Annotated in this window: 20 protein-coding genes; 16 read left to right on the forward strand and 4 right to left on the reverse strand. The window is 62.5% G+C overall.

Features of this window, described 5'->3' with window-relative positions; all coding sequences use genetic code 11:
- From ACP15O_RS18525 to ACP15O_RS18535, 3 genes are all read left to right on the forward strand, one after another.
- A partial coding sequence (locus ACP15O_RS18525) for a (2Fe-2S)-binding protein (protein WP_425097341.1) occupies positions 1–445 on the forward strand: 445 nt, incomplete at its 5' end.
- A gap of 78 nt (positions 446–523) precedes the next feature.
- Positions 524–2,896 carry a xanthine dehydrogenase family protein molybdopterin-binding subunit gene (locus tag ACP15O_RS18530; RefSeq protein ID WP_425095920.1) on the forward strand — a complete coding sequence of 791 codons (2,373 nt, stop codon included), beginning with the start codon at positions 524–526 and terminating at the stop codon, positions 2,894–2,896.
- Positions 2,897–3,005: 109 nt separating this feature from the next.
- Complete coding sequence (locus ACP15O_RS18535; protein ID WP_425095911.1) at positions 3,006–3,788, forward strand: FAD binding domain-containing protein; 783 nt, start codon at positions 3,006–3,008, stop codon at positions 3,786–3,788.
- A 31-nt stretch (positions 3,789–3,819) separates the two neighbouring features.
- On the opposite strand, the gene ACP15O_RS18540 is transcribed toward ACP15O_RS18535, so the two are convergent.
- Positions 3,820–4,704 (reverse strand): FAD:protein FMN transferase, encoded by an 885-nt coding sequence (locus tag ACP15O_RS18540; protein ID WP_425097506.1) that lies wholly within the window; start codon positions 4,702–4,704, stop codon positions 3,820–3,822.
- Positions 4,701–6,764, reverse strand: a complete 2,064-nt coding sequence (locus ACP15O_RS18545; protein ID WP_425097507.1) for a 4Fe-4S binding protein — start codon at positions 6,762–6,764, stop codon at positions 4,701–4,703. The genes ACP15O_RS18540 and ACP15O_RS18545 overlap by 4 nt, the downstream gene beginning before the upstream one ends.
- Positions 6,765–6,920: 156 nt before the next feature.
- Here ACP15O_RS18545 and pqqA point away from each other — a divergent pair, with 156 nt between their 5' ends.
- Genes pqqA through pqqE form a run of 5 tightly spaced genes read left to right on the forward strand, consistent with a single transcriptional unit; the run spans position 6,921 to position 10,039 of the window.
- The gene (pqqA, locus tag ACP15O_RS18550) at positions 6,921–7,031 is read left to right on the forward strand and encodes a pyrroloquinoline quinone precursor peptide PqqA (RefSeq protein WP_319824438.1); all 111 of its coding nucleotides are present in this window, start codon (positions 6,921–6,923) and stop codon (positions 7,029–7,031) included.
- Between the two features lie 26 nt (positions 7,032–7,057).
- Positions 7,058–7,945 carry a pyrroloquinoline quinone biosynthesis protein PqqB gene (gene pqqB / locus ACP15O_RS18555; protein WP_425097508.1) on the forward strand — a complete coding sequence of 296 codons (888 nt, stop codon included), beginning with the start codon at positions 7,058–7,060 and terminating at the stop codon, positions 7,943–7,945.
- A complete protein-coding gene (gene pqqC / locus ACP15O_RS18560) occupies positions 7,942–8,670 on the forward strand; it encodes a pyrroloquinoline-quinone synthase PqqC (RefSeq protein WP_425097509.1) in 729 nt (242 codons plus the stop codon). Before pqqB ends, pqqC begins: the two co-directional genes overlap by 4 nt.
- Positions 8,667–8,954, forward strand: a complete 288-nt coding sequence (gene pqqD, locus ACP15O_RS18565) for a pyrroloquinoline quinone biosynthesis peptide chaperone PqqD (RefSeq protein WP_425097510.1) — start codon at positions 8,667–8,669, stop codon at positions 8,952–8,954. Before pqqC ends, pqqD begins: the two co-directional genes overlap by 4 nt.
- Positions 8,951–10,039, forward strand: coding sequence for a pyrroloquinoline quinone biosynthesis protein PqqE (pqqE, locus tag ACP15O_RS18570; RefSeq protein WP_425097511.1), 1,089 nt, complete (start codon positions 8,951–8,953; stop codon positions 10,037–10,039). Before pqqD ends, pqqE begins: the two co-directional genes overlap by 4 nt.
- On the opposite strand, the gene ACP15O_RS18575 is transcribed toward pqqE, so the two are convergent.
- Both ACP15O_RS18575 and ACP15O_RS18580 read right to left on the reverse strand, forming a co-directional pair.
- Complete coding sequence (locus ACP15O_RS18575; protein ID WP_425097512.1) at positions 10,040–10,753, reverse strand: winged helix-turn-helix domain-containing protein; 714 nt, start codon at positions 10,751–10,753, stop codon at positions 10,040–10,042.
- On the reverse strand, positions 10,750–12,693 hold the full coding sequence (locus tag ACP15O_RS18580; RefSeq protein WP_425097513.1) for a hybrid sensor histidine kinase/response regulator: 1,944 nt from the start codon (positions 12,691–12,693) through the stop codon (positions 10,750–10,752). Before ACP15O_RS18580 ends, ACP15O_RS18575 begins: the two co-directional genes overlap by 4 nt.
- Before the next feature lie 186 nt (positions 12,694–12,879).
- Here ACP15O_RS18580 and ACP15O_RS18585 point away from each other — a divergent pair, with 186 nt between their 5' ends.
- The 8 genes from ACP15O_RS18585 to ACP15O_RS18620 form a co-directional block, all read left to right on the forward strand.
- Positions 12,880–14,511 carry an acyl-CoA synthetase gene (locus tag ACP15O_RS18585; RefSeq protein WP_425097514.1) on the forward strand — a complete coding sequence of 544 codons (1,632 nt, stop codon included), beginning with the start codon at positions 12,880–12,882 and terminating at the stop codon, positions 14,509–14,511.
- A 68-nt stretch (positions 14,512–14,579) separates the two neighbouring features.
- The gene (locus ACP15O_RS18590; RefSeq protein WP_425097516.1) at positions 14,580–15,338 is read left to right on the forward strand and encodes an ABC transporter ATP-binding protein; all 759 of its coding nucleotides are present in this window, start codon (positions 14,580–14,582) and stop codon (positions 15,336–15,338) included.
- A 59-nt stretch (positions 15,339–15,397) separates the two neighbouring features.
- Positions 15,398–16,096: an ABC transporter ATP-binding protein gene (locus ACP15O_RS18595; RefSeq protein WP_446033541.1), complete on the forward strand. Its 699-nt coding sequence runs from the start codon at positions 15,398–15,400 to the stop codon at positions 16,094–16,096.
- Between the two features lie 27 nt (positions 16,097–16,123).
- The gene (locus ACP15O_RS18600; RefSeq protein WP_425097518.1) at positions 16,124–17,329 is read left to right on the forward strand and encodes an ABC transporter substrate-binding protein; all 1,206 of its coding nucleotides are present in this window, start codon (positions 16,124–16,126) and stop codon (positions 17,327–17,329) included.
- An 81-nt stretch (positions 17,330–17,410) separates the two neighbouring features.
- Entirely contained in the window at positions 17,411–18,301 is an 891-nt protein-coding gene (locus tag ACP15O_RS18605; RefSeq protein ID WP_425097519.1) for a branched-chain amino acid ABC transporter permease, read from the forward strand.
- A gap of 12 nt (positions 18,302–18,313) precedes the next feature.
- Positions 18,314–19,237: a branched-chain amino acid ABC transporter permease gene (locus ACP15O_RS18610; RefSeq protein WP_425097520.1), complete on the forward strand. Its 924-nt coding sequence runs from the start codon at positions 18,314–18,316 to the stop codon at positions 19,235–19,237.
- A 61-nt stretch (positions 19,238–19,298) separates the two neighbouring features.
- A complete protein-coding gene (locus ACP15O_RS18615; protein ID WP_425097521.1) occupies positions 19,299–20,057 on the forward strand; it encodes an electron transfer flavoprotein subunit beta/FixA family protein in 759 nt (252 codons plus the stop codon).
- Positions 20,057–20,959: FAD-binding protein (locus ACP15O_RS18620; RefSeq protein ID WP_425097522.1), on the forward strand; the 903-nt coding region annotated here is incomplete at its 3' end. The genes ACP15O_RS18615 and ACP15O_RS18620, both read left to right, overlap by 1 nt.

A 20,959-nucleotide genomic window follows, 5' to 3' on the forward strand; every position in this document is an offset into this window, starting at 1 on the left:
TTCTGATGTTGAGAGTCGGACGTTATTGGTTGATTTTTTGCGTTTTGGTTTGGGTTTGAGTGGGACGCATGTTGGGTGTGACACGTCGCAATGTGGGGCCTGTGTTGTGCATGTTGACGGTGTTGCGATCAAAAGCTGCACGATGCTTGCGGTTGAGGCGGATGGGTCAGAAGTTTCGACGATTGAGGGCCAGGCGTCTGCGGACGGAACGCTGAGCGTTTTGCAGCAGGCGTTTCAGGATCATCACGGTTTGCAATGCGGGTTCTGCACGCCTGGGATGGTGATGTCTGCGGCGGCGTTGCTGAAGGACAACCCCAAGCCCACTGAGGCCGAGATCCGGCATCATCTGGAGGGCAACATCTGCCGCTGCACGGGCTATCACAACATCGTCAAGGCGATCATGGCGGCGTCCGGTCAGGACGTGGGTGCCGTGGCGGCAGAATGAAGAGCGCAGCATAAATCACTGATTACAGGACGATTTTCTCAGGGAGGAGAGATCATGCCCAAAGACATGCCCAAGGACATGCCCAAGGCGGGCGGCATCGGCGACAGCACGAAACGGCGCGAGGACGTCCGTTTCCTGACGGGGGCCGGCAATTACACCGATGACATCAACATTCACGGCCAGACCCACGCGTATTTCCTGCGCTCGGATGTGGCGCATGGGCGGATCGCGCGGCTGGACACGGCCGCGGCGTCGGCGCTGGAGGGGGTGGTGAAGATCTTTACCGCTGCCGATTTTGCGGCGGCGGGCGGCATCCCGTGCGGCTGGCAGGTGACGGACCGCCATGGCCAGCCGATGCAGGAACCCAAACACCCGATTCTGGCCGAGGGCAAGGTGCGCCATGTGGGCGATCCCATCGCGGTTGTGGTGGCCGAAACCCTGGAACAGGCGCGCGACGCGGCCGAGGCGATCGAGCTGGAGATCGAAGAGCTGGAGCCGGTGCTGAACATGAAGGAGGCGCTGAAGGACGGGGCCACCAAGGTGCATGAGGATCTGAGCTCAAACCTTTGTTATGACTGGGGATTTGTCGAAGAAAACCGCGAGGCCGTGGACGCGGCCATCAAGTCGGCCCATCACGTCACCACGCTGGAGCTGGTCAACAACCGCCTGGTTCCCAACCCGATGGAGCCGCGCGTGGCCGTGGGCCATTATGCGCGCGCCAATGACGAATATACGCTCTACACCACCAGCCAGAATCCGCATGTGATCCGGCTGCTGATGGGGGCCTTTGTGCTGTCCATTCCGGAACATAAACTGCGGGTCGTGGCGCCCGATGTGGGCGGGGGGTTTGGCTCGAAGATTTACCACTATGCCGAAGAGGCCTTTGTGACCTACGCGTCCAAAGTGGTGAACCGGCCGGTCAAATGGACCTGCTCGCGCTCCGAGGCGTTCATCTCGGATGCGCATGGGCGCGATCACGTCACCAAGATCGAACTGGCGATGGATGAGAACCACAAGTTCACCGCCGTGCGCACCGATACCTATGCCAATATGGGCGCGTATCTAAGCACCTTTGCGCCGTCGATTCCCACCTGGCTGCATGGCACGCTGATGGCGGGCAATTACACCACGCCGCTGATCTATGTGAACGTAAAGGCGGTGTTCACCAACACGGTGCCGGTGGATGCCTATCGCGGGGCCGGGCGCCCCGAGGCGACCTATCAGCTGGAACGCGTCATCGACAAGGCCGCGCGCGAGATCGGCATGGACCCGGCCGAGCTGCGCCGTCTGAACTTCATCAAGCCCGAGCAGTTCCCCTATGACACGCCCGTGGCGGTGACCTATGACACCGGCAATTACCACGCGACCTTGGATAAGGCGCTGGAGATGACGGATTATGCGGGGTTTGACGCGCGCGCAGCCGAATCCAAAGCGCGCGGTAAGCTGCGCGGTTACGGCCTGGCGCATTTTATCGAGGCTTGCGGGATTGCGCCGTCCAATCTGGTGGGCCAGCTGGGCGCGCGGGCGGGGCTGTATGAATCCGCCACCGTGCGGGTGAATGCGACCGGCTCCATCAGCGTCTTTACCGGGTCCCACAGCCACGGGCAGGGGCACGAGACGACCTTTGCGCAGGTCGTGTCGGAAATGATCGGGATTGATGTCAGCCAGATCGACATCGTGCATGGCGATACCTCGAAAACGCCAATGGGTATGGGGACTTACGGGTCTCGTTCCATCGCGGTGGGGGGCTCGGCCATGGTGCGCGCGACCGAGAAGATCATCAACAAGGCCAAGACCATCGCCGCGCATCTGCTGGAGGCCTCGGAGGCGGATATCGAGCTGAAAGACGGCCAGTTCAGCGTGGCGGGCACGGATAAATCCGTGGCCTGGGGCGATGTGACCCTGGCGGCCTATGTGCCGCATAACTACCCGCTGGAGAACCTGGAACCGGGGCTGGAGGAGACCGCGTTTTATGACCCCAGCAACTTCACCTATCCCTCGGGCGCCTATGTCTGCGAGGTCGAGGTGGACCCCGAGACCGGCAAGGTGGACATCCTGGCCTTCACCGCGGCGGATGATTTTGGCAATGTGATCAACCCGATGATCGTGGCCGGTCAGGTGCATGGCGGCGTGGCGCAGGGCATCGGCCAGGCGCTGCTGGAAAACACCGTCTATGATGAGAACGGCCAGCTGCTGACCGGATCCTTCATGGATTACGCGATGCCGCGGGCCTCGGATGTGCCGTTTTACGATGTGGATCATTCGTGCCAGACGCCGTGCACGCATAACCCGCTGGGGGTGAAGGGCTGCGGCGAGGCCGGGGCGATCGGCAGCCCGCCGGCGGTGGTGAATGCGGTGATCGATGCGTTGCAGCGCGGGGGGTACCGGGTGGATCACATCGACATGCCGGTCAGCCCGTCGCGGGTCTGGGAAGCGATGCAGGGGGGCTGAGGCTTTGTTTTGGGGCGGCGCGGCGGGTGCGGCGCCGCCGCAATGAGTATTTATGGAACAAAGAAGCGGGTTGGGCTGTGGCTCTGGGCGCTTTGGGAGGAGAAACGAGATGTATAATTTTGACTTTGTGGCGCCCGGATCGGTGGCCGAGGCTGTGGAGGCTTTGAAGGATGAGGAGGCGCTGGCGCTGGGGGGTGGACAGACCCTGCTGCCGACGATGAAGCAGCGGCTGGCGATGCCTTCGGCGCTGGTGCGTCTGGCGGGGATTGCCGAGATGCAGGGGGTGACCTCTGCGGACGGTGTGCTGCGCGTGGGGGGCGCGAGCACTCATGCGACTGTGGCGGCCGAGGCGGGGGCCTATCCGGCGCTGGCCGCGCTGGCGGGGGGGATCGGCGATCCGGCGGTGCGCAATCGCGGTACGATTGGCGGGTCTGTGGCGAATAACGATCCGGCGGCGTGTTATCCTTCGGCGGTTCTGGCCTCGGGGGCGGTGGTGGTGACCTCTGCGCGTGAGATCGCTGCGGATGCGTATTTTGACGGGCTGTTCGGCACCGTGCTGGAGGAGGGCGAGATCATCACCGCGGTGCGCTTTCCGATCCCGCAGGCGGCCAGCTATCAGAAGTTCGAGCAGCCGGCCTCGCGGTTTGCGCTATGCGGTGTCTTCGTGGCGAAGTTTGCCGATGGCGTGCGCGTGGCGGTGACCGGGGCGGGCAATGACGGCGTGTTCCGCTGGACCGAGGCCGAAGCGGCGCTGAGCGCCGACTTCAGCGCAGGCGCAATCGACCCGCTGAACCTGCCCGGAGAAGAGATGATCGCAGATCTGCACGGATCGGGAAAATACCGCGCCCATCTGGCAAAAATACTCACAATACGCGCCGTAAAAGCATGCTGAAGGAAAATGAAAAGGGTCCATTGGGGCCCTTTTATATCCGTTGCGTCTGCCCCTGTGAATCCATCAGGTGAAGGCGCATGGTGGGGTGCAATCGCACCCGTGCGATCAGGATGTCCGGCAGGGACATCAGCATGAACGCGGTCGAGGCCGCATCGGCCAGCGCGGCGCTGTCGGCGATCACGCTGACAGTGGACCAGCGAGGAGAGCGGGCGCCGGATGGGTCCAGAATATGGCTCTGTCCGCCGACCATCGTGGCCATGCCGCTGGAGGTGGCAATTGCGCGGTCGGTAAGTTGCACCCGCTCTTGCAACCCGTGTTCCGGGTCTGCGATTCCCAGCGTCCATGGTCCGCCAATGGCGGAGAATTCTCCGATATTTACCAATACGTTACGCAATCCGATTGCGCGCAGCCTGTGGGCAATCTGGTCGGTGACAAACCCCTGCGCGATGCCGTTCAGGGTAAGGGCTTGCCCAGGGGCAAGCTCTACCCGGTCGGGGGTGATCCGGACGCGGTTCCAGCCGATCAGGGCGATTGCACGAGAGGTGCCCCGGCGCTCTGACAGGGCCTGCCAGAGCGTTTGTACCGTGGGGTCGAAGGCTCCGCCTGTGGCGTGATGAACGCGGTCTGACAGATCCATCAGAGACAGAAAATCTGGGTGCGGCGCGGTCAGAACCCCAGTGCGGTTCAACTGACGGAGTGCAGAGTCCGGACGGTAAAGGCTGAATTGCGCCTCGGCATGGGCCAGCGTGCGCTCGACGATTGAAATCGCGCGGGCTGCCAGCGGGGCAGGGGCGTCAATCGTCAGGCTGGCCTGCGCGCCCAGGGCCTGGCCGTGCCAGCGTACAGGTGCGCGCGCCGCAGCCGGCGCAGCCGCAGCCGCAGCGGAAATGGTCAGGAAGCGGCGGCGGGAAATCATGCGGGGCTCCGGGTTTTTTGGGCCTTGCGGGCGGCCAGAATCAGGGGCACGCACCGGGCCGTGTCATCATGAATGGAAACGCAATCAAGACATTGGAAACATTCAGAGTATTGGATTTTCCCTGCGTCCGATATTGCCTGATACTGGCATTTGACGCGGCACAGTTGGCAGGGCGAGCCGCACTCTGCGCGCCGGGCGATCCAATCGCGTCCGCGCAGCAGGCCTCCGATGGCCATGAGCGCGCCCAGCGGGCAGACATAGCGGCAGAACCCCTTGAACAGGATCATCCCGGCCAGCAGCCAGAAGACAGCATAGGCGACATAGTACCATTCGCGGATAAAGAATGTGGTCACGGCAGTTTTGAAGGGTTCGATCTCGGCGGCTTTGTCGATCTGATCGGGGGCCCAGACGGTAACGCCGATCAGCCCGGCCAGCACGACGTATTTCAGCTGTTTCAGCGCTGCATCCCAGCGTCTGGACAGCCGGATTTGCGGCAGGCGCAGCCCGCGCCCCAGGTGATGCGCGAATTCCTGCATCGCGCCAAAGGGGCACAGCCAGCCGCAGAACAGCCCGCGCCCCCACAGCACGAACCCAAGGATCGCAACGGCCCAGATCAGCAACGAGAACGGATCATACAGAAGAAACGCAAAGCTGCCCCCATCCAGCCCGCTGCGCAGCGCGGCCAAGGCCGTCACGATGGACAATTGCCCCTGGCCCCACCAGCCGACAAAGCCGATGACCGCCGCCAATATCCCCAGCCTGAACGGGGTAAGCCGTCTGGGGCGGGCCAGCGGCTTTTGCCCAAGCAATAGCGCCAGAACCAGCAGGCTCAGGCCGCTGGCCAGCACGATCAAATCGGCGGCGCGATTGCGCAGGGCTTCTTGCCAGGGGGGAATTTGGCGGGGCGGCTGCGGACGGGTGAAAAAACGCGGTTGGGGCGTGACCGGCACCTCTAGCGTGACCGTGCCGGTTTCGGGCTGAAAAATCCCGTGTTCGCGCACGGCGCTGACCTGCAAAACCCACTCGGAGGCCGGATCGAACCCCAGGCGCCGGTCGGTGCGCAGGATCAGCGCGCTGCCCTCGGGCACCTCTGGGCGCAGGTCGATCAACAGATCGGAATCGCGCAGCGCAACCGGAAAACCACCCTGCTGCGCGCTTAGCCAGTTGGGCGAGGTGTTGCGCACGAAATCAGGGCTGACCAGCCCATGCCGGGCGGTCTCGATCAGCAGGATGGGTTCGTCCGTTGTGGCGATGGACAGGAAATCTTGCAGCTCTTGCATCCCGCTGTCTGTCAGCACCGCCCGCGCAACCGAGGGCGGCCCCAGATCCACCAGCCACAGATCCAGATAGGGGGCGTCGGGGGTGGTCTGGGCCTCGGGGTCGTCATCCTCCCAGATGGTGCCGGCGAACAGCGCCTGCACCTGAGCATTGCTGACAACGTGATGCGTGGCGATGCCCTGGGCAACCAGATCGTCCCAGCGCAGGGTTTCCTGCACGGCCGGATCGGGATGCGCGGGCGGTTGCAGCGACAGCCCCTGCATTCTTTCGCGCGCGACGGCCAAAGAGGCGGCCATGATCGATTCATGCGCGATCCGGACGCTGGCCGTGGCCTTGGTGACCCCATCCAGATAGACCAGCGAAGACCCGCCCCCGCCATCGCCATAGGGCGTGCCCACCACCATCGAATCCGCGATGGAATGGCCGCGATATTGCTCCATGAACTGATGAAAGGGCGCCTGACCCAGACCCGAGACAAAGATCGGCTCGTTATGATCAATCAGGCGGACATCCAGAAACTTGCCCTCAAGATCCAGAATGACCAGCATGTTGATCGGCGTTCCGGAAAACCCCGGAAGCGGTGATAAAGGTTCCGTTTCAAAGACATACCCGGCCTCGGCCCCGCCTGAATTCAGCAGGCTGTAGACCCCTTTGTCATTCAGCGGCTCGCCCAGGGAAAAGGGCGGGACGATCATCTGGGCCAGGTCTGCGCGCGGCATGGGGGCCGCAAGGGCGGCCACGGCGGAGAACAATACCCAGCAGAAAGTGAATAAAACGCGCATGGCGAAAAGCTGGGCCAATTCCCCCGCAGCGCCTATGCGACATTGGTCTAAGCCGGGGCCGGGGGGCGGGGTCTTACGACCAAAGGAGCATTTCAGCCCGCCCGCCTGCGCGGCTAGTCTGGGCAGACATAAATCCAGTACCCGGAGGAGAAACGAATGGCCTGGACTGCACCCAAAATCAAAGAAGTGAACTGCGGCATGGAAATCAACATGTACGCACCTTCGCAAGACGAAGGCGGCCGCGGCCACGAGCCCGACCTGTTCTAATCCCTGTCCGGCAAGCGGAGCCTGCTATGAAGTTTCTTGTACTGGGTGCCGCGGCCGGGGGTGGGCTGCCGCAATGGAATTGCGGCTGTGCCAACTGCAACGATGCCCGCGCCGGACGGATCCCGGCGTCGGGGCAGTCATCTCTGGCGGTGTCACTGGATGGCGCGGTGTGGGCTGTGCTGAACGCCTCGCCCGACATACGTCAGCAGATGTTATCGAGCCTGCGGATGCATCCCCGTGCCCTGCGGGATACGCCCGTGGGCTCGGTTCTTTTGACGAATGGCGATATTGATCACATCGCGGGGCTGCTGTCCTTGCGTGAACAAACGCCCTTCACGCTGTTCGCCACGGGCGAAATTCACAAGGTTCTGGCCGAAAACGCGATTTTCAATGCGGTGAACCGGGATGTGGTGCCGCGCGCAACCATCGCTCTGGATCAGCCGTTCACGCTGCTGCCTGGCCTGACGGCAACCCTGTTCGCGGTGCCGGGCAAAGTGCCCCTGTTCATGGAGGGCGCCCAGGTCCGGACCGATCTGGAGGGCGAGCAAACCGTCGGCGTGCGCCTGCATGACGGCACGAAAACCGCCTATTACATCCCCGGATGCGCGGCTGTGACGGATAAGCTTCTGTCCCAGATCGCCGATGCCGATGCGCTCTTCTTTGACGGCACGCTTTGGGATGACGATGAGATGATCCGCACCGGCACCGGGGTCAAAACCGGCCGCCGTATGGGGCATGTGCCGATCAGCGGGCCGGAGGGCTCGATTGCTGGGCTGGCGGGGCTGAAGGCGGCTAAGACCTTCATCCATATCAATAATACCAATCCGATCTGGCAACCGGACAGCCCTGAACGGGCCTTTGTCACCGGCAGTGGCTGGCAGATCGCGGCCGACGGGCAGGAGACGCAGATATGAGCCGCGACAGCCTGGAGGCCCGCCTGCGCGCCATTGGCGCGGAACGCTACCACGACAAACATCCCTTTCATCACCGGCTGCACAATGGCGAGTGCACCCCCGATCAGGTCCGCGCCTGGGTGATCAACCGCTGGGCCTATCAGGCGGCAATCCCGATGAAGGACGCGGCGTTTATGTCGCGCGTCTATGACCCGGCGGTGCGGCGCGAATGGCGCTCCAGGATCGAGGATCACGACGGTGGCCTGACCGAGGGCGGCGGCATCCGGCGCTGGCTGAAACTGGCGCAGGCCGTGGGGCTGGATCCGGACTATGTGGCCTCGGGGCGCGGCGTCCTGCCCGCCACGCAATTCGCCGTGGATGCCTATATCCGCTATGTGCGTGACATGCCGCTGTTGCAGGCGGTGGCGTCCTCGCTGACGGAACTGTTTGCCCCCAAAATCCACGAACGCCGGATCGAGGGCCTGCTGGAACATTACGATTTCGCCAACACCGACTCGCTGTCCTATTTCCGCAACCGCCTGACCGAGGCCCCCAAGGACGTGGCCTATGGTCTGGACTGGGTGCTGACCCATGCGGACACCCCGGAAAAAGAGGATATGGCCTGCGATGCGCTGATCTTTAAAACCAACGTGCTTTGGGCGCAGTTGGACGCGCTGTGGGGCGCCTATGTGGAACCGGGGCGCATTCCTCCGGGCGCGTGGCAGCCGGGCGAGGGAATGCTATGAGCCTGACCATCGCCCCGCATGAACGCCCCTATCTGCCGCGCGGCGTGCGGCTGGCGCGAGACCGGGTGCGCGATCAGACCGTGCTGCTGGCCCCCGAAAAGGCCGTGGCGCTGGACATGGTGGGCGAGGCGATCCTGACACGCGTCAATGGCACGGATACCTTGGATCAGATCATCACCGATCTGGCCGCGACGTTTCAGGCTCCGCGCGGGCAGATCGCAGGCGATGTGCAGACCTTTCTGCAAGCCCTGCGCGCCCGTGTCTTTCTTAGGGTGCACCCATGACCACGCCGCCGCCCATCGCCATGCTGGCCGAGCTGACGCATCGCTGCCCGCTGGCCTGTCCTTATTGTTCCAACCCCACGGAATTGCTGAGCAAAGACACCGAGCTGGACACGCAGACCTGGGCGGATGCCTTCCGTCAGGCGGCCGATCTGGGCGTGTTGCAGTTGCATCTCAGCGGCGGAGAGCCTGCCTCGCGCCCCGATCTGGTGGAGCTCACGCAGGCCGCCCATGACGCGGGGCTGTACACCAATCTGATCACCAGCGGCATCGGCCTGACCCCGCGCCGCCTGGACGCGCTGGAGGCCGCGGGGCTGGACCATGTGCAGCTGTCCATGCAGGGCACCACGGCCGATCTGGCCGATTGGGTGGGCGGCTACAAAGGCGGGTTCGATCGCAAACTGAAGGTGGCCGAGGAACTGAAACAGCGCGGCATCCCTCTGACCCTGAACGCCGTGATGCACCGCCACAACCTGGACGATCTGGACCGCACGATTGACATGGCGGTTGATCTGGGCGCCCGCCGGCTGGAGGTCGCCTGCGTGCAATTCCACGGCTGGGCCACGCAGAATCGCGGCATGTTGCTGCCCACCCGCGCACAGACCGAGACCACCAAGCAGAAGGTGGCCGAGGCCTCGGAGCGGCTGAAGGGCATTCTGGCCTTTGATTTCGTGCCGCCCGATTATTATGCCGATTACCCCAAGGCCTGTATGGGAGGCTGGGGCAGCGCGGGGCTGAACATCGCGCCCGATGGCAGCGTTCTGCCCTGTCACGCCGCGCAGCAGATTCCGCATCTGACGTTTGATAACGTGGCCGACAGGCCCCTGGCGGATATCTGGTACAACAGCGCAGCCTTCAACGCCTATCGCGGGACGGACTGGATGCCCGAGACCTGCAAATCCTGCGACCGTAAGGAAATCGACTTTGGCGGTTGCCGATGTCAGGCACTGATGATCGCGGGGGATGCCTGCGCGGTTGATCCGGTCTGCGGAAAATCCCCGCATCATGCCCGCGTGACCGAGCTGCTTGAGACCGCGATGCAGGGTGCGCAGACGGATTTCATCTATCGCCGGATGGCGCGCGGCTGATCAGCCCTTGGGGGTGACGGCCAGGGCGAACACATAGCCCGCGCCATAGACGGTTCGGATGATCTCGGGTGATTTTGTGTTATCTCTCAGCTTCTTACGTAGGCGGCTGATGCGTGCATCCATGCTGCGATCGAAGGGCTCGTCCGAGCGGCCGGTCGTGGCATCCAGCAGTTGCGAGCGGCTCAGAACCCGTCCGGGTGCACTGACCAGCGCGTGCAGAAGACTGGCCTCGGACGAGCTCATCTGCACCACTTCGCCATCCGCATGGGACAGGGTGCAGCCGTCGAAATCCGCGCTCCAGTCGCCAAAGCAGACCAGCGGCTTGGCCGGGGTGGGGCCTTCGGGCGTTTGCCGGACACGGCGCAGAACGGCCCGGATCCGCGCCACCAGTTCGCGCGGTTCAAACGGTTTGACGATATAGTCATCGGCCCCCACCTCCAGCCCGACAACGCGATCGGTGATATTGCCGCGCCCGGTGACGATCACCTTGGGCACCGAGGCCGGCAATAGCGAATCGCGCACCACCGACAACCCGTCGCCGTCAGGCAGGCTGAGATCGATCAGGCACAGGTCCGGCATGGTGCGCCGGATCTCGCGCTGGAATTCGGACAGGCGGCGAAAGGCCTGCACATCAATGCCCTGCTGCGTCAGCGTGCGCACGATCAGGCGCGAAATGTCAGGGTCGTCTTCCAAAAGGTAAACCAGGGTTTTCATGGGGTCGCCTTTCGATTGCGGGGACGCAGATGTATCAGCAGATCCGCGTCAGTGAAAGGTTTACGCAACAGGGGCGTGTCGGCCTGCCCGTCCGGGGGCTGCACGTTCTGGCCGCTCATCAGCACCAGATCAATATGGGGAAACTTGGCCTGAACGCGCGCGGCCAGCCCAAAGCCGTTCATCGTGCCGGGCATGTCCACATCGGACAGAACCATCCGCACCTCTTTAAGCTGCTCCAGCAGGATCATCGCCTCATCTGCATTTTCCGCCTCGACCACCGGATGCCCAAAGCCCGAGACCTGCCGGCGGATGGTGCGGCGCACATCCGGGTCGTCCTCGACCAGCAGCACGATGCGCGATTCCTGCGAGATCGGGGCCGGGCCGGGCGGCAAGGGCGCAGGCGGATCGTCCGGCGGCGCTGCGACCTCGGGCAGAAGGATGGTAAAGCTTGTCCCGCGCCCCGGCGCACTCTCGACGGTGATCGCACCGTTCGATTGCTGCACAAACCCATAGACCATGGACAGGCCCAGCCCCGATCCCGACCCGGCCACCTTAGAGGTAAAGAACGGCTCGAATATTTTTTCGACCAGGGCCGCCTCCATTCCGCAGCCATCATCGGAAAAGCGGATGCCAATATAGTTTCCGGCAGGAATGCGGAACAGCTCGGCCTCTTCCTGAGACAGCCTGCGGGCTGCGGTGTCGATGGTGATCGTGCCTTTGCCCTGGGTGGCGTCGCGCGCATTCAGCGCCAGGTTCAGGATGGCCATTTCCAGCTGCGAGCGGTCCACCAGGGCCAGCGGCAGGTCTTTTTGCTGATGCAGGCGCACAACCAGCGAGGACGGGATCGAGCTGCTGACCAGGGCGCTGATCTCGTCGATGGCCTCGCCGATCCGGGTGGGGACGGGATCAAACTGTTCGCGCCGTGCCAGGGTCAGCAACCGTTTGGTCAGGGCCGAGCCGCGCCGGGCGGCGGAAATGGCCGGCATCAGGAACTCCTCGACCAGATCGGCATCGGACAGCTGTTCGGACAAGGGGACAAGATTGCCCAGGATGATTGTCAGCAAGTTGTTGAAATCATGCGAAATCCCGCTGGCCATCCGCCCCAGGGCATCCATTTTCTGAGACCGCATCAACGCCGAAAGCGTGGATTTGCGGCGGGTGACGTCAATGGACACCAGATAGAAATCCGCGATCTCTCCGGTGGCGGGCTTACCGGGGCGCAGCAGGGTACGAACCTCTTTGAACCGCCCGCCGGGCAGTTCCAGCCGCATTTCGAAATCCACCAGCGCGCCGCGCCGGGCCTGCTCGAAAAACCGCGAGGATTCCTGCAAGGTCCGCGCATAAAGCACGTCGCTGGTGTTCATCCCGATCACATCCGCTGGCGTCTTGCGATAGGCGCGGGCGAAGCGTTTGTTGGCGTAAAGGATGTTCATATCCTTGTCGATATGAGCGATCCCGGCGGGGACTTCATCTGCGATCAGGCTCAGGCGTTCCTCGCTCAGTTGCAGGGCGCGGGTGCGGGTTTCGACCAGTTCCTCCAGCACTTCTTGATGGCGGGATTTTTCGGTGATGTCGGTATAGGTGGACACAAAACCGCCATTGGGCAGGGGCGTGCCGACCACCTCGATCCGGCTGCCATCGGCGCGGACCCGTTCAAAACGGTGCTTTTCGAATTTGCGCGCGGTGCTGACCCGTTCGGCGACCTGGCTGTCCACATCGCCGGGGCCGTAATCGCCCTTGCGCGCGTTAAAGTCGATGAACGAGGCAAAATCCGCCCCCTGAAAGGCCAGCTCGGGCGGGTAGTTATACACCTCCAGGAATTTGCGGTTCCAGACGACCAGTTTGAGATCCTGATCGAAAATCGTGATGCCCTGATCCAGATGCGCCAGCCCTTCCAGGATGTGGCGCTCGTTGCGGATCGGTGTCAAATCCTCTGTCACGGCGGCGGCTCCGGGCTGTTTCAGTGCTGTGTGGGACAGGATTGATCAGCCGGGCGCGAAACCCAAGCCAAAATCGGAGCCTGTCACAATTGGGTACATTTGCCGCGCAATTGGGCAAGAACTTTGTGGGCAATTCCACCTTCACGACGCCGGTTCAAGGGGGGACTGGTGAAAAGGGAGGGATACATGACTCATATCAGTATTTACGACGCCGGGCTTGAACAAACCGGCGCCAATCACGTCGCCTTGTCGCCGCTATCGTTCGCCGAGCGCACGGCCGCCATCTATCCCGAACAGCTGGCCGTCGTCTATGGCGACGTGCGCCGCAACTGGGGCGAAACCTATGAACGGATGCTGCGCGCCGCCAGTGCCCTGTCCAAACGCGGGATCGGCAAAGAGGACACCGTGTCCATCATCGCCGCCAACATCCCCGAGATGTTCGAGGCCCATTTCAGCGTGCCCATGTGCGGCGCGGTTCTGAACACGATCAACACCCGTCTGGATGCCGAGGCGATCGGCTTTATCCTGTCCCATGCGGAAACCAAGGCGGTTCTGGTGGACCCCGAATTTGCCGATGTGGTGGACCGGGCGGTGAAAATCTCGGGGCGCCGGGACATGCTGGTGATCGACATCGAGGATGCCAGCTTTGAGGGTGCGCATCGCGTGGGCCACATGACCTATGACGAGCTACTGGCCGAGGGCGACACCGATTTCACCCCCGTGATGCCCGATAACGAGTGGGAGGCGATCAGCCTCAACTATACTTCGGGCACGACGGGCGATCCTAAGGGCGTGGTGTACCACCACCGCGGCGCGGCACTGAACGCCATGTCGAATATCGTCACCTGGGGAATGCAGCACCATTCGCGCTATCTGTGGACGCTGCCGATGTTCCACTGCAATGGCTGGTGTTTCCCCTGGACCATCGCGGCCAATGCCGGTGTCTGCATTTGTCTGCGTGCTGTCCGGGCCGAGCCGATCTACCAGTTGATCCGCGACGAGAAAGCCACGCATTTCTGCGGCGCGCCCATCGTGCTGAACATGCTGGCCAATGCCCCCGATGAGCTGAAGGATTTCAGCCACGAGGTAAAGGTCATGACCGCCGGCGCCAGCCCGCCCGCAGCCGTCATCGCCAATATGGAATCCATGGGGGTTGAGGTCACTCATGTCTATGGGCTGACCGAAACCTACGGCCCCTCGGTTGTCTGCGCCTGGAAGGGTGAATGGAACGATCTGGACGGCGATAAGAAAGCCAAGCTGAAGGCCCGTCAGGGCGTGAAGAACCTGGCCCTGTCCGGCCTGATGGTGGCCGATCCCGACACGCTGGAGCCGGTGCCGCATGACGGCGAAACCATGGGCGAGATTTTCATGCGCGGCAACAACGTGATGAAGGGCTACCTGAAGAACCCCAGCGCGACGGAAAAATCCTTCAAGGGGGGCTGGTTCGCCTCGGGCGATCTGGGCGTCATGCACCCCGATGGCTATGTCGAGCTGAAGGACCGTTCCAAGGACATCATCATCTCGGGTGGCGAGAACATCAGTTCGGTCGAGGTCGAGGATGTGCTCTATAAACACCCCGCCGTGATGGAGGCCGCCGTGGTCGCCAGACCGGACGAAAAATGGGGCGAAACCCCCTGCGCCTTTGTCGAGCTGAAGCCGGGCAAAGAGATTTCCGAGAAGGATCTGATCGCCTTCTGCCGCCAGAACATGGCGCATTTCAAGGCGCCCAAGACCATCGTTTTTGGCGAATTGCCCAAAACCTCGACCGGCAAAGTGCAAAAATTCGTGCTGCGTGATCGCGCCCGCGCGCTGAGCTGAATTTTCCCGAAACGCCAGGGGAGTGTGGAAATCCACGCCCCCCTTGCACCCAAATGGATGCCCCACACATGAGCGATTCCGGACAGTACATTCTACAGACCCAGGGTTTGACCAAAGAATTCAAGGGCTTCACCGCCGTTGATGATGTAAACCTGAACGTCCAGCGCCACCAGATTCACGCCCTGATCGGGCCGAATGGTGCCGGCAAAACCACCGTTTTCAACCTGCTGACCAAGTTTTTGCAGCCCACGCGCGGGCAGATCAGCTTTAACGGGCGGGACATCACCCGCGCCAAATCCGCTGAAATCGCGCGGATGGGCGTGATCCGGTCGTTCCAGATTTCCGCCGTTTTCCCGCATATGACCGCGCGTGAAAACGTGCGCGTGGCGTTGCAGCGCCAGCTGGGCACCTCGTTCCATTTCTGGCGCTCGGTCAACACGCTGAACAAGCTGAACGAACGGGCCGAAGAATTGCTGTCCTCGGTCGGGCTGGAGCGGTTCGCCGACAGTCAGGTGGCCGATATGTCCTATGGCCGCAAACGCGCGCTGGAGATCGCCACCACCCTGGCGATGGAGCCCGAGCTGATGCTGCTGGACGAACCCACTCAGGGCATGGGCCGCGAGGATGTGGAACTGGTCACCCAGCTGATCCGCAAGGTCTCCAAGGGCCGCACCATTCTGATGGTCGAACATAACCTGGGCGTTGTGTCTACGCTTTGCGACACCATCACCGTCCTGCAACGCGGCGCGATCCTGACCGAGGGCGACTATGCCACCGTGTCCGCGGATCCGCGCGTGAAAGAAGCCTATATGGGGAAAGCCGCATGACCACCGCCCACGCTGACCACGAAAATCACGAACTGGGCGGGCGCCACCTGTCCGAACATATCGAAGAGCTGCGCATTCAGGATCTGCACGCTTTCTACGGCGAAAGCCACGCGCTGCACGGTATCGACATGACCGTCTATCAGGGCGAGCTGGTGACGCTGCTGGGCCGCAATGGCTCGGGGCGGACAACCACGCTGCGCGCCATCATGGGGCTGATCGGGCATCGTACCGGCTCGATCGTGATGAAGGGCGAAGAGATCATCAAATCGCAGCCCCACACCATCGCGCATATGGGGGTCGGCTACTGCCCCGAGGAACGCGGGATCTTCGCCAGCCTCAATGTCGAGGAAAACCTGATGCTGCCGCCCAACGTGGCCCCCGGTGGCATGTCGGTCGAGGAAATCTACGAGATGTTCCCCAACCTGGCCGAACGCCGCAAATCCATGGGCACGCGCCTGTCGGGCGGCGAACAGCAGATGCTGGCCATGGCGCGTATCCTGCGCACCGGCGCCAATGTGCTGCTGCTGGACGAAATCACCGAGGGCCTGGCCCCCGTCATCAACGACAAGCTGGGCGAGGTTCTGATCCAGCTAAAGGAACGCGGCTATACCATTATTCTGGTTGAACAAAACTTCCGTTTTGCCGCGCCTTTGGCTGACCGTCACCTGATCATGGACCACGGCCATATCGTTGCAACCATTCACAAAGACGAGCTGGAAGAGAAGAGCCACGTCTTTGACGAATACCTCAGTGTGTAACTGAACCCAACAATCGGAGGAGACTTCATGAAACTGTTTAAAACCCTGGCGGCCAGCGCGTCCGCACTGGCCATGCTGGCCTCGGCTGCGGCTGCGGAAATCAGCGGCGGCACCGTCAAAATCGGCCTGATGACCGACATGTCGGCCACTTATTCGGACGTGGCGGGCGAAGGCACCGTTGTGGCCGCGCAGATGGCTATCGACGAATTCGGCGGCACCGTCGCCGGCGCACCCATCGAGCTGGTCACCGCCGACCACCAGAACAAAGCCGACATCGCCGCCAACAAGGCGCGCGAATGGGGCGACACGCAGGGCGTCGATGCCTTTGCCGAACTGGTGACCACCTCGGTTGCGCTGGCTGTGTTCGAAGTGGCCAAGCAGCAGAACAAGATCGCTCTGGTATCGGGCGCGGCCTCGTCGCCGCTGACCAACGACGCCTGCATTCCCACCGGCCTGCACTGGACCTATAACACCCGCGCGCTGGCTGTGGGCACTGGCTCGGCCATCGTCAAGGAAGGCGGCGACAGCTGGTATTTCCTGACCGCGGACTATGCCTTTGGCGAAGCTCTGCAACGTGATGTGTCGGCCGTTGTCGAAGGGGCAGGCGGCCAGGTCGTGGGTGCGGCCAAACACCCGTTCCCGGCCTCGGATTTCTCGTCCTTCATTCTGCAAGCCCAGGCTTCGGGCGCGAAAATCATCGGTCTGGCCAACGCTGGCGGAGACACCGTGAACGCGATCAAGGCCGCGCATGAATTCGGCGTTGTCGCCGCCGGTCAGAAAATCGCCGGCCTGCTGGTGTTCCTGCCCAACGTCAAATCCATCGGCCAGGAAGTCGCCCAGGGTCTGCAAATGACCGTTTCCTTCTACTGGGACATGGACGATGAAACCCGTGCCTGGTCGGAACAGTTCCAGGCCAAAACCGGCAAGATGCCCACGGGCATTCAGGCTGGCACCTACTCGGCCGTGCGCCACTATCTGAAAGCCATCGAAGCCACCGGGTCGGATGACACCGATACCGTTCTGGCGAAAATGCGCGAAATGCCCGTGAACGACATGTTCGCCAAGAACGGCAAACTGCGCAGCGACGGCCGCATGGTGCATGACATGTATCTCGCCGAAGTGAAATCCCCCGCTGACTCCAATGGCGAATGGGATTTGCTGAAAATCGTCCGCACCATCCCCGGTGAAGAGGCATTCGGTCCCCTTTCCGAAAGCACCTGCCCGACGAAGTAAGGCGAGAGCACCCGCCAGGCGAAGTGATGCGCGCCTGGCGGGAACCAATTCGCGCAAACCCTCTATTCAGGAATACGGAATATGCTGACAGATCTGCTGGGTTTTCCGCCCCAGGTTCTTTTCGGGCAGCTGCTGCTGGGGCTGATTAACGGCGCCTTTTACGCGGTGCTGTCCTTGGGGCTGGCGGTCATCTTTGGCCTGCTGAACATTGTGAACTTCGCCCACGGAGCGCTGTATATGCTGGGCGCCTTTGCCACGGTCGCTCTGACCAAATGGCTGGGCATTGGATATTGGGGTGCGCTGTTTCTGGCGCCGCTGATCGTCGGCGTTTTCGGGATCGTGCTGGAACGGCTGCTGTTGCGCCGTCTGGCCGGGGTGGATCACCTGTACGGCCTGCTGCTGACCTTTGGTCTGGCGCTGGTGATCGAGGGCGTCTTTGTCAAGATTTTCGGCTCGTCCGGAACGCCCTATGCCGCGCCCAAACAGCTGATGGGCGGGGTGAATCTGGGCTTCATGTTCCTGCCCTGGTATCGCGGCTGGGTGGTTGTGGCCGCGCTGATCGTCTGTATCGGCACCTGGTTCCTGTTTGAGAAAACCAAGATCGGCGCCTATCTGCGGGCGGGCACCGAAAACCCCAAACTGTTGCAGGCCTTTGGCGTGAACGTGCCGCTGCTGACCACGCTGGCCTATGGGTATGGCGTTGCGCTGGCGGCCTTTGCCGGGGTGCTGGCCGCGCCCATTACCCAGGTGTCGCCGCTGATGGGCTCGAACCTGATCATCGTGGTGTTTGCGGTGGTTGTGATCGGCGGCATGGGCTCGATCATGGGGGCCGTCGTGACCGGCCTGGCCATGGGCATCATCGAAGGGCTGACCAAGGTCTTCTGGCCCGAGGCATCCTCTACCGTCATCTTTGTCGTCATGGCGATCGTGCTGGTTCTGCGACCGGCCGGCCTGTTCGGCAAAACCGCCTGATAGGAGCGCATCATGAATTCCAAAATCGGTTATCTCATTGCCATTGCGCTGCTGCTGGTCGCGCCGCTGGTTATCTATCCTGTGTTCCTGATGAAGCTGCTGTGCTTTGCCCTGTTTGCCAGTGCTTTCAACCTGATCCTGGGCTACGGGGGCCTGCTGTCCTTCGGTCATGCGGCGTTTTTCGGCGGGGCGGCCTATATCACGGGGCACGCGCTTAAGGTCTGGGGCCTGCCGACCGAACTGGGCATCCTGACCGGCGCTGCCGCCGCCGGTATTCTGGGCCTGCTGATCGGCATGATCGCGATCCGCCGCCAGGGCATCTATTTCGCGATGATCACGCTGGCGATGGCGCAGATGGTGTATTTCCTGTTTATCTCGGCGGATTTCACCGGCGGTGAAAACGGGCTGCAAGGCGTTCCGCGCGGCACTGCCCTGGGCATTGTCGATCTGAACGACAATCTGAACATGTACTACTTCGTTCTGGTGATCTTTGCCGCCGCCTATTTCCTGATCTCGCGCACGGTGAATTCACCCTTTGGGCAGGTGCTGTCGGCGATCCGCGATAACGAGGACCGCGCCACCTCGCTGGGTTATGATGTGGATAAGTACAAGCTGCTGGCCTTTGTGCTGTCGGCCACGCTGGCCGGTCTGGCGGGCGCGACCAAAACGGTGGTGTTCCAGCTGGCCTCACTGACCGATGCGCATTGGCACATGTCCGGCGAGGTGGTGCTGATGACCCTGCTGGGCGGTCTGGGCACCATCGTTGGCCCCTCGGTTGGGGCGGGCATCATCATCGCGCTGCAAAACTACCTGGCCTCGGGGCCGCTGGCGGCCTGGGTGCCGGTGGTGCTGGGCGTGATTTTTGTCGCCTGTGTGCTGGCCTTCCGTCGCGGTGTGGTGGGCGAGCTGCGCGAGCTGCTGAAAAAATCCTTCTGATTGGGGCGGCCCCGCTGGCCGGGGCCACCTGAATTACCCGGACTAACTGTCGGAGTTTGCTATGAAAATTCTAGTCCCAGTCAAGCGTGTGATTGACTACAACGTAAAGGTTCGCGTTAAGGCGGATGGCGGCGGAGTTGATCTTGCGAATGTAAAGATGTCGATGAACCCGTTCGACGAGATCGCGGTTGAAGAGGCGATCCGGCTGAAAGAAGCGGGCAAGGCGGACGAGATCGTCGTTGTGTCGATCGGGGTGAAACAGGCGCAGGAAACGCTGCGGACGGCTCTGGCGATGGGGGCGGACCGTGCGATTTTGGTTGTTGCGGCGGATGACGTTCACACGGATATCGAACCTCTGGCCGTTGCCAAGATTCTGAAGGCCGTGATCGACGAAGAGGCCCCCGGCCTGGTCATTGCGGGCAAGCAGGCGATCGACAACGACATGAACGCGACCGGCCAGATGCTGGCGGCGCTTTTGGGGTGGGGTCAGGCGACCTTTGCCTCTGAGGTTGGGATTGACGGCGATACGGCCGTTGTCACCCGCGAGGTGGACGGCGGTCTGCAAACGATCAGCGTGAAGCTGCCGGCGATCGTGACCGCCGATCTGCGCCTGAACGAGCCGCGCTACGCCAGCCTGCCCAACATCATGAAGGCCAAGAAGAAGCCGCTGGACGAGAAAACGGCCGCCGATTACGGCGTCGATACCGCCCCGCGTCTTGAGATCGTGAAAACTGCGGAACCTGCGGCCCGTCAGGCCGGAGAGATTGTCGGCTCGGTCGATGATCTGGTTGCGAAGCTGAAAGAAAAGGGGGTCGTGTAATGGCTGTTCTTCTCCTTGCGGAAATCTCGGGTGGGGCGCTGGCGCTGGACGCCACCGCCAAAGCTGTCACTGCCGCCACCGCCCTGGGCGATGTGACGGTTCTGGTGGCCGGGCCTGCGGGCGCGGCCGAAGAGGCCGCCACCATCGCAGGTGTGGCCAAGGTTCTGGTTGCCGATGACGCGGCCTACGCCAACGGCCTGGCCGAGCCCGTGGCCGACCTGCTGGTCAGCCTGGCAGGCAATTATGAACATATCGTTGCCCCGTCCACGGCCAGCGCAAAAAACATTCTGCCGCGGGTGGCCGCGCTGCTGGATGTGATGGTTTTGTCGGATGTGACGGCGATTGTGGACGGCGCCACGTTTGAACGCCCGGTCTATGCGGGCAACGCGGTTCAGACGGTAAAATCCAACGATTCCAAGAAGGTACTGACGGTTCGCACCTCGACTTTCGATGCGGCGGGCACTGGCGCGGCCGCCCCGGTTGAGGCAATCTCCGCCGCCGGCAACGCCGGGCTTAGCACCTGGGTCGAGGACAAGGTCGCCGAAAGCGACCGGCCGGAACTGACCTCGGCTGGCGTTGTCGTTTCGGGCGGCCGCGGTGTCGGCTCCGAGGAAAACTTCGCCCTGATCGAGGCCCTGGCCGACAAGCTGGGCGCCGCCGTCGGCGCCTCGCGCGCGGCGGTGGATTCGGGCTTTGCCCCGAACGACTGGCAAGTGGGCCAGACCGGCAAGGTCGTCGCGCCGGATCTGTATATCGCCGTCGGGATTTCCGGGGCAATTCAACACCTTGCGGGCATGAAAGACAGCAAAATCATCGTCGCCATCAACAAGGACGAAGAGGCCCCCATCTTCCAGGTCGCCGACTTCGGACTCGTCGCAGACCTCTTCGACGCATTGCCTGAA

This window comes from Youngimonas ophiurae (nom. illeg.) (assembly GCF_049803795.1).
Taxonomy (GTDB): Bacteria; Pseudomonadota; Alphaproteobacteria; order Rhodobacterales; family Rhodobacteraceae; genus Thalassobius.